The 8182-nt window shown below is 55.5% G+C and carries 7 protein-coding genes; 5 read left to right on the top strand and 2 right to left on the bottom strand.

Features of this window, described 5'->3' with window-relative positions; genetic code table 11:
* From thiE to ACF8AM_RS18885, 5 genes are all read left to right on the top strand, one after another.
* Positions 1 to 889: thiamine phosphate synthase (gene thiE / locus ACF8AM_RS18865; protein WP_392557133.1), on the top strand; the 889-nt coding region annotated here is incomplete at its 5' end.
* A gap of 18 nt (positions 890 to 907) precedes the next feature.
* The gene (locus tag ACF8AM_RS18870) at positions 908 to 1810 is read left to right on the top strand and encodes a hypothetical protein (protein WP_392557134.1); all 903 of its coding nucleotides are present in this window, start codon (positions 908 to 910) and stop codon (positions 1808 to 1810) included.
* 69 nt (positions 1811 to 1879) lie between these two features.
* Entirely contained in the window at positions 1880 to 2446 is a 567-nt protein-coding gene (gene cyaB / locus ACF8AM_RS18875; protein ID WP_392557135.1) for a class IV adenylate cyclase, read from the top strand.
* A 236-nt stretch (positions 2447 to 2682) separates the two neighbouring features.
* Positions 2683 to 3018, top strand: a complete 336-nt coding sequence (locus ACF8AM_RS18880) for a hypothetical protein (RefSeq protein ID WP_392557136.1) — start codon at positions 2683 to 2685, stop codon at positions 3016 to 3018.
* A 501-nt stretch (positions 3019 to 3519) separates the two neighbouring features.
* Positions 3520 to 4299: a response regulator transcription factor gene (locus ACF8AM_RS18885; protein ID WP_392557137.1), complete on the top strand. Its 780-nt coding sequence runs from the start codon at positions 3520 to 3522 to the stop codon at positions 4297 to 4299.
* 221 nt (positions 4300 to 4520) lie between these two features.
* On the opposite strand, the gene ACF8AM_RS18890 is transcribed toward ACF8AM_RS18885, so the two are convergent.
* On the bottom strand, positions 4521 to 7187 hold the full coding sequence (locus ACF8AM_RS18890) for a hypothetical protein (protein WP_392557138.1): 2667 nt from the start codon (positions 7185 to 7187) through the stop codon (positions 4521 to 4523).
* Between the two features lie 39 nt (positions 7188 to 7226).
* On the bottom strand, positions 7227 to 7964 hold the full coding sequence (locus ACF8AM_RS18895; protein ID WP_392557139.1) for a hypothetical protein: 738 nt from the start codon (positions 7962 to 7964) through the stop codon (positions 7227 to 7229).
* Positions 7965 to 8182: the final 218 nt, after the last annotated feature.

An 8182-nucleotide genomic window follows, 5' to 3' on the forward strand; every position in this document is an offset into this window, starting at 1 on the left:
AAGCGAACAAACGCGAGCGGATTTGTCGGCGGTGGTCGCTGCCGCGACGACTCGCACCCAGCAAGCGTTGCGATGCTTGGAAGAATACGGAAAGACAGCGGATCCAGAATTCGCGGCGAGCATCGAGTCCATTCGCTACCAGTGCTATGCCACGTTCCGCGATTTGGAATTGAAGGTCGCGAGTGTGAACGATCGTTCACGACGGATTCAAGAGGCGAGGCTTTATGCCTTGATCGCTTGCGAGCCTGACGCGGAACATTTGGAAGCCCGGATGGATGAGTTGGTCGATGCTGGCGTCGACGTGATTCAGCTTCGCGATTCAAGCGTGGATGATCGGACTTTGTATCAGCAGGCCAGTCTGGGAGCGGTCATTGCGAAGCGACGTGGCGTTTTGTGGATCATCAACGATCGAGCCGATATCGCTGTGGCGGCCGATGCGGATGGGGTTCATGTGGGGCAAGAAGAAGTGCCCGTGGATGCGGTACGGCGCGTGGTGGGGCGGGATCGTTTGGTCGGTTTGTCGACGCATGACATCGAGCAGGTTCGCGAAGCCGCTGGAACCACGGCAGACTACATCGGGTGTGGGCCGACCTTTCCTGGAAAGACCAAGTCATTCGATCACTTTCCAGGTTGTGAATTCTTGAAGCAGGTCAGTGACGAGGAACGAACGAGCGATTACAGTCTGCCGGCCTTTGCGATTGGAGGCATTGGACTGGAAAATGTCGAGAAGGTCGCTCAGTCGGGGATCGGCCGAGTTGCCGTCACGGGAGCGTTGGCTTCTCATGAAGGCCTGCACAAGACAGCATTTGGCATCCGAGAGATCTTGAAACGCGTCCCGCTTCGAATGAGGCCCGACTCGGGTGAAGTCTCTTCTGTTCCGGACTGTTGAGCCAAGGAAACGTTTGTGATGATTCGTCGATTCCACGTTTGTTCAGCATTGCTTGTGTGGATGCTGGTCGCCCTCGCAGCGCAGTCCAATCTGTTGGCGGACGAACCTGTGGTCGCTTCGGTTGAGGTGGCAAACAAGATTGAGTTGGCTGACAAGGAGTTGACCGAGAGCAGCGGGATGGTCTTTTCCTCGAAAGATCCAACCTGCATATGGTCACACAATGATTCGGGCGATCGGGCGAGGCTGTTTGCTTTTGATTCCAAGACGGGCGAAACGACTGGGCATTGGGAACTGCCCGGTATCACGGCGGTGGATTGGGAAGACCTCGCGATTCTTCCGCCGCTTCAATCGGATAGGCCGGCAAGGTTGGTGATCGCGGATTGCGGTGACAATCAACGACAGCGTGACCACATCGAGCTATTGATCGTCGACGAAATGGATCCGCGGAAGTCAGGAGAGGTGGCTAGAGATGACGTTCATGTGCTCCGCGTGAAATACCCGCATGGTCCGCAAGATTGCGAAGCGATTTGGTTTGACGAACCGTCCGGAGAACTGATCTTGTTGTGCAAGCGATTCACGCCCTGGGTGGGGCTGTATCGGGTTGCATTGGTGAATGGTTCGAGTGGCAGGTTGAACAGAGACATCGAGGCCGAATTGATCATTCGGTTGCCCCTGGCGTTGGCCACGGCAGCGGATCGGGATCCAGCAACAGGCGACGTTTGGGTTTCAACGTATTGGCAAGCGTTCCAATTTGCCAAGGCGGATCACGCAACGTTGAAGCATCAGATGTCTCGGACTCCCGCGGCATTCGATTTACCAAAATTGAAACAGATCGAAGCGATTGCAGTCGATTCAAAATCAGATGTGTGGGTCACCAGCGAAGGCAGCCCAGCTCCATTGGTTCGATTGGACGTTCGCTGAGGAGCAATGGGAAATGCTCGCAGGCGAGTTCGCAAACGGATTGGTTTAGAAACTTGAAAAGAGAGACGGATGTTTGAAATTGAACTGAAATTTCGCGTCGCCAACGTCAGCGAACTTCGCGAACGATTGGCGGAGAATGACGCGGTGTTGGTGTCGGAAAACGAAAACCAAGACACGTATTACAACCATCCGTCACGTGACTTCGCCAAGTCAGGCGAAGCGTTGCGAGTTCGGCGTATCGATGGAACGCCGTTGGTGACTTACAAGGGGGCCAAACGACCTGGAGCGGTCAAGGCGCGCGAGGAGTTGGAGTGGCGTTTGGATCCGGGTGATCCCAACGGGGAATCCATGGAGACGTTGTTCGACCGACTTGGTTTTCACAAAGTTGCTACGGTGACCAAGCAACGAGAAACGTTTCACTTGGGATCACCCGATCCGATGACGGTCACGATTGACCGCGTGATCGGGTTGGGGGAGTTTGCAGAGATCGAACGAGTGTTGCATGAGCGTTTTCCCAGCGATGAGTCGGTGGAAACGGCTCGGACAGAAGTGTTGGATCTTGCGACCGCATTGGGGCTGAAAGAACCGGAAGCACGAAGCTACCTTCGAATGCAACTGGAGGCAGCGGAAGACTGAGCGAATCGACGCGAACGGCTGCAACGAATGTTCGGAGAAATCATCTTTCGCCGATCACGCCTTTCAAAGCGGCGGTTCCGTGTGAGTCGGGTGATCATTGGATGTTTGGGTTTGCATCCTCGGAGGTCGATAACTGTTTCATGGCACCGATGAAATCAACTTCGCGGCGGTGACCTCCCATCCATCGCCGCCATCGGATTGATTTGACAACACCTCTCCAACGGAATGATTCCGCCATGACAAAAAAAGACACCTTTCGAGTCGTTGCTCGCGGCAGTGACGGTTCGCTTCAAATTCGCGATTACGTTTCGCTCGATCCTTTGACCGATCACCACGAACAGGTTGGCATCGACGACTGCAGCACCGACCTGGCTCTGCGCGGCATGCCCGTTTTTCGCGGTTTGATTGGGCCGATGCCGGAAGGCAAGAACATCGTTCGCTACGAAACGCCAGAGGTGTTTGAAATGCTGACGAAGGAGTGGGGCATTACCAAGCCGAAGAAGCGACGCCGGCGTGCAAGCGAAAAGAAAGCAGTTGAAGCGTCGAGCGACTCTGCAGAACTGGTCTCGTGATCGACGCCATCTCGGCGAACAAGTGATCCACCGCGCCGCTCGAGCGATCGAGCGGCTGGCGTTTGGCGGTACCTTCTCAACATCCCCTGCGGCAGGTCCGCTGAGTGAATGAGCGCCCAGGCAACTTTTTCTTCTTCTGAAGAGCATCCTTCTTCAATCTCTTCTGTTGCCTTCTTCGTGTTGCAGGCTTCTTTGCACGCGTTTCCAGCCCACCGGTTTTGTACCGATGCTGGCTTCGCCGTGAAATTTTCTGGATGTGATCACGTTCACACGTTCGAGAAGCTGTTCAGGCTTTTTTATGTGGTGGGATGTACACCAGTTTCAGTTTGAAAGCTTTCGGTCGTCGCTGTGGAAGTGCGATATTGCGCACCTTATTGCGGGATAAACATCCGTTACCTGCCAGGGGGGTTGTGCTAGCCTCAATTCGCTCGTCCCGGATGACCGCTTGCTGAGTGGGGGGAGAGCTCGCCGATTGGCGATTTATAGAATCAATGGTGAGGCATGACCGTGAATGAATCTGCGAACGAGCGCGCTGGTGTTTGCTTGCTGGCTCGGAGTTCCAATGAGGAGGGAACGTCGGATAACCTGAAAACGCTGATTGAATCCGACTCGGATTGGCGTGTCGAGCAGTGTTCTTCCAGTGACCAGTTGTTGGAACGGATTGCGAGTGGCCGAATTCCACGTCCAGGGTGTTTGGTGGTGGATGTCGACTTGGTCGGAGACGGGTTTCAACATGTTCAGAAGGCGTTGTTGGAATCCAATTGCAGTCTACCGCTCATCTTGGTTGCAGGGCAGTTGTCGTTTGAAACGGTAATCAATGCCTTTGAGAAAGGTGCATGGGGCATCGTTTTGAAGTCGTTGGAAGAGGGGCAGAAGTTCCGCAGTTCATTGCGTGGTCATATTCGGCAAGCGATTGATTGGGATGGCTTTCAAGTTGGCATGGAAGAGGCCCATCGTAAGCGCAACCGAATTCTAGAGGGGCTGACGGAGCGTCAACGCAAAGTGCTCAATTGTGTGATGGAAGGAATGCCAACGAAAGCCATCGCTGCCACCTACAGTGTATCGAAACGATTGATCGAGTTCGAACGCAGTCACTTGTTGTCGGCGTTTGGCGTGGCGGGAACCGCTGAGTTGACAGCGGTTGTCGGCGAACACCGAATCATCGAGCAATTTTTGGATTGCTATCAACGAGTGGATTATGGCACGCAAGGGCGTTCATTCCGACGCCCACTGGGCCTGCGCGGGGCCGCATCAAGATCTTTAACCCATGCGGACGAATAATCCTTCATCCTTCCAATACTCGACCAGGATTTACCGGGGCAGATCGAAGAGTCTGAGTTTTTCTTAGTGCTCGACGATCGGGAGATTTTGGTCGAGTATTTGGTTGGATGTTGCGGGCTTGATTTGCGATTGTCCAACTGGTCTTCGTGAGGATCAATCGTCGAAAAAAGAATTCCGACTCGCACACCTTTGATGCGTGTTTTCGACCGAACGCATCGGCCTCACCGGTTGACGTTTCCACCGTCGGCGGTGGTCGAACGGACCATCCCTGGGAACCAGTCTTCCATGGTTTGTGTGATTCCGCTGAGCGATTTTCTGCGGATGGTTGGCGCTTCGATTGGCCCGTCGACTTCGATGGTCCACAGTGTGTAGCGGTTGTCTCTCAGCGGATTGACGACTTTGCTGAACAGGTTCTGCGGGCTGACGCGAGTGTTGAAGGACATGTCCACGTGTTCGCGGCGACTGAGTGTACCGCCTCCCTCAAGAGCGACGAGATCACCCCAAAGCACCAGGCGGTTGAAGTTCAGGTCTTCACCGAAGATTGAGAATTCAGTTTCGCCGTTGGTGAAAGCGACATCTTCCGTGGCTTTGATGCGGAGCAAGTTCAGGACTTGGACCAGATACGGCAGCTGGTACAAGTTCGCGCCGCTGATGCTGCCTCGACCGTTGCCTTTGAGCAAATCCAAATCGCCCAAGCGTCCTTCCAGGTGGGAGTCGCCATCGAAGCGACCGGTGATGCCGGTTCGGTGCTGGCCAATTTCAGCGAGGCAGGTTGCGATCTGGGCGTTGGCAAGTGAAGCGTCGATTTCGAAATCGCCACTTGATAGCAGCGTGCTTCCGCTGAGGCTGAGTTTGCCTCCGAACAGCGCACCGACGATGGGAACGCCGCTGCCATTGGGCTCTGGATTAGGGGATGGCAGTCTCGCGTTTTTGCCGAGTCGAAGTTGTTCATTGGCGATCGAGAACGGTCCCCGTAGCGAAGTGATTTGCAATCCGTATGCATGCATCGAATCCAGGGCAATGTTTCCGACCGCTTGCAGCACCTCTGCATCGCGAACGCCTTGGACTTGGATTTCGCCACGAAGCGAATGGACGGGGCCAACGTCAGAGATTCGGTTGCCTTCGAGTTGCAGCAACAGGTCCCAATCGATCACGGGGGTGGATGTGTCATCGTTGGCCAGCAGCAAATTGGTTTTACCACGCAGGCTGATGGGGCCTCGCAAATCGAGGGTTCGCAGTGCCTTTCCGACTTGCTCGGGCATTGCCGCAATCAATTCTTCGTCGGGGACCAAGCGGCAACCGCTGTGCAGGTCCATCGCAAGCAACCAGCGTCCAGATGGGTGCTGAGTGCAGGTGCCGTCGGCGACCATCTGAGACCCGTCGTGGCGTCCCCGAAGATTGCTGATTCGGACTTGGTTGTCGCGGTACTCGACGTGGCCACCCACGATGTCGATGCGATAGGGAACCGCGACAGGGCGTAGGCTGAGAGAATCCGGTGTCACCTGCTCGGACTCGATTTGGTTGGCAACCAAAGTCAGGTCCAGCGGTTCCGCTCCAGATTGATGGATATGGACATCCAGTTGGTCGAGGGTTCCACCGGGGGACAGCGAGTCCCAGATGTGGCGAGTCGACTCGGGGAGTGAAACGCGAAGCGATTGGTCCATCGAGAGATCGGCGACTTTGAAACGGAGGTTCAGTTCCGAGTCAGAGAGTCCTGCGTTGGGCGTGGGAATATGATACAGCCCTTCGCATTCCACTTTCGCGGAGCCAGCGTTGTTGGCCGTGAAGCCGATCATACGAACCAAGTCGTCTTCGATTTTGACGCGGCCTTTGACGTTGTAAAGCGGGTAGGGAAATTTGTCGTATCGAAGTGTTCCGCCGGCGATGCCAAAATCGAATTGACGGGAAGAGTTGCCTCGGGGATCCGTTTCGAGCGTGGCAGTGGCCCACTCGATCGCGCCGCGTGGTCGCAATGAGCGGACAAACTGTTCCACCTTGGAGACGGATCGTGACGTGCTCATTTGGGTCGGAGCACGCGATGCGGTGCCCATGGACGACGCGCTGGAATCACTCTGGCGATTTTCGCGAGGGGTCAAGGCGGTGATCAGAGCGTCATCGATCAGAACCGCGCCTTCGGTTTGAATTTTGATTTGTTTGGTATGGACCTTCGGAGCATCGGGATCGATTCGGACGGGGACTCGAAAGTCACACAGCAAACGTTGACCGCCTGCGCGGCCGGTGAGTTGTTCCGCGGTTGCGAATCCATCCTGGATCCAGATGGTGCCGACGAGTTGTTCGACGGGGTATGGGAACTTATCAAATTGCACGTCGACACCACGAACATCCACTTTGGATTGCAGGTCCCATGCTTTGGAACGAAGAGGGGCCGGGTTGGTGGCGTGGGCGGTCAAGTTCAAGCGGCCGCGGGCTTGGAACTTTTGCCACAGCGTGTGCAGCTTGCTGGGCAACACTTCCGCCAAGGATCGGTCCAGAGTCAATCCTTCGCCGGTGAAATGCAGGTCCGTCGCGCCCAGGTCGAAACGGGTGGAGGATTGACGCAGGAGTGCTGCAGAACCTCGCAGCGTGCACAGTGCGTCGCCAAACTGAGCTTGTGTTGGGAACAGTTTGATTTCAGTCGGGGTGATTTGAATTCGTCCGCGAGCTTGGCGGATTTGTGATGGCAAGCGCGGGTCGTTCAGGTTGCCGTCGTGCAGCTTGAGGTCGAGATGAAACTGGTCATGGTCGTTCTGCTTGGTGTATTCCGCCGAGAGGTCGCCCAGCAGGCTGACGCTTGAATTGGATGGCAACCAGTTTGAGATTCTTGAGCGGACTTTGGCGATGACGGCATCGTCGATGTAACAACCGTCGATGGCGGTTTTGACTCGCAATTGTTAGTTTGCACCGTACACCAAATTGTCAATAGCCAACTAAATCGGACCACTGAAGTTGCTGTCGCCACGGGCGAAAATCAGTTTGTGTTCGTAGGTTTGGTTTGAGATCCCGATTGCGTTTGGTTTGGAGGTCTCTGTGGAGATCGCGATGTCTGACCAGCGAAGCTGGATCGGTTGAATGCTGGCCGAAATCGGCCGTGGGCTGGCGTCGTTGGAGCTGGCATTCTCTTGGACGCCCGCGTCGAACGTCAGGTTGGTCACGACCTCGTACAGATCGATTTGCGGGCATGGCGGGCCCATTTGTGGCAACGGAAGAAGCGAAGCCAGCGAGAGCGTGTTGTCGTTGGCAACGTGCAAATTGGTGGTGACGCCCTCGACCACAATGCGGCGGGTGGATAGGGGGCTGTCGCCTGCCATCCACTTTTGCGGGTCCAAGTCCGCGAAGACCGTGAGCCGGTCGACTTTGACGGCCGGTTGTTGGGACCACCATTTAGAAACCAGGTTGTTGCGGTTGGTTTTAGGTGAGATCTCGATCGACTCAAAAACCAAGCCGGTTCCGGGTTGGAATGTGCCACGTTTGATCTTGACGTCCCAGTCCTGATAGTGGGAGTCCAGCTTCGCTTCGAGATAACGTCGGGCTTGTTCGCCGACGGTTTGCGGCAGCAGCGACCGGACCACGAAGATGGTCAGCATGCACGTGATGATCAGCACCACTGCCGTTTTGAAACGGCCGGCTTTGCGGCGGGGCGGGTGTTCCTGACCAAGTTCGGCCAAAGGGTTGTCTCCTCCTTGAGACAATGATGAGCTAGCTGCCCGATCCTACCGGGTCATTTCATCGCCCAGCCACCCCAAAAAACTCGCAAAACGATAGATCCAAGGACTCTGCCAGGGGGATGACAGGCTGGTGGATACCGAGAAGACTCTGGCCCCTAGCAGAACGAGCGAGAAACACCGACCCTGAATCTTTTCGCTCAGCGAACACAGAACCGGAA

Source organism: Rhodopirellula sp. JB055 (assembly GCF_043100905.1).
Lineage (GTDB): Bacteria > Planctomycetota > Planctomycetia > Pirellulales > Pirellulaceae > Rhodopirellula.

Bases quoted from the DNA above. Each gene is read 5' to 3' on its own strand.
- ACF8AM_RS18870 (WP_392557134.1), top strand. From the start codon at position 908: ATGATTCGTCGATTCCACGTTTGTTCAGCATTGCTTGTGTGGATGCTG.
- cyaB (WP_392557135.1), top strand. From the start codon at position 1,880: ATGTTTGAAATTGAACTGAAATTTCGCGTCGCCAACGTCAGCGAACTT.
- ACF8AM_RS18880 (WP_392557136.1), top strand. From the start codon at position 2,683: ATGACAAAAAAAGACACCTTTCGAGTCGTTGCTCGCGGCAGTGACGGT.
- ACF8AM_RS18885 (WP_392557137.1), top strand. From the start codon at position 3,520: ATGACCGTGAATGAATCTGCGAACGAGCGCGCTGGTGTTTGCTTGCTG.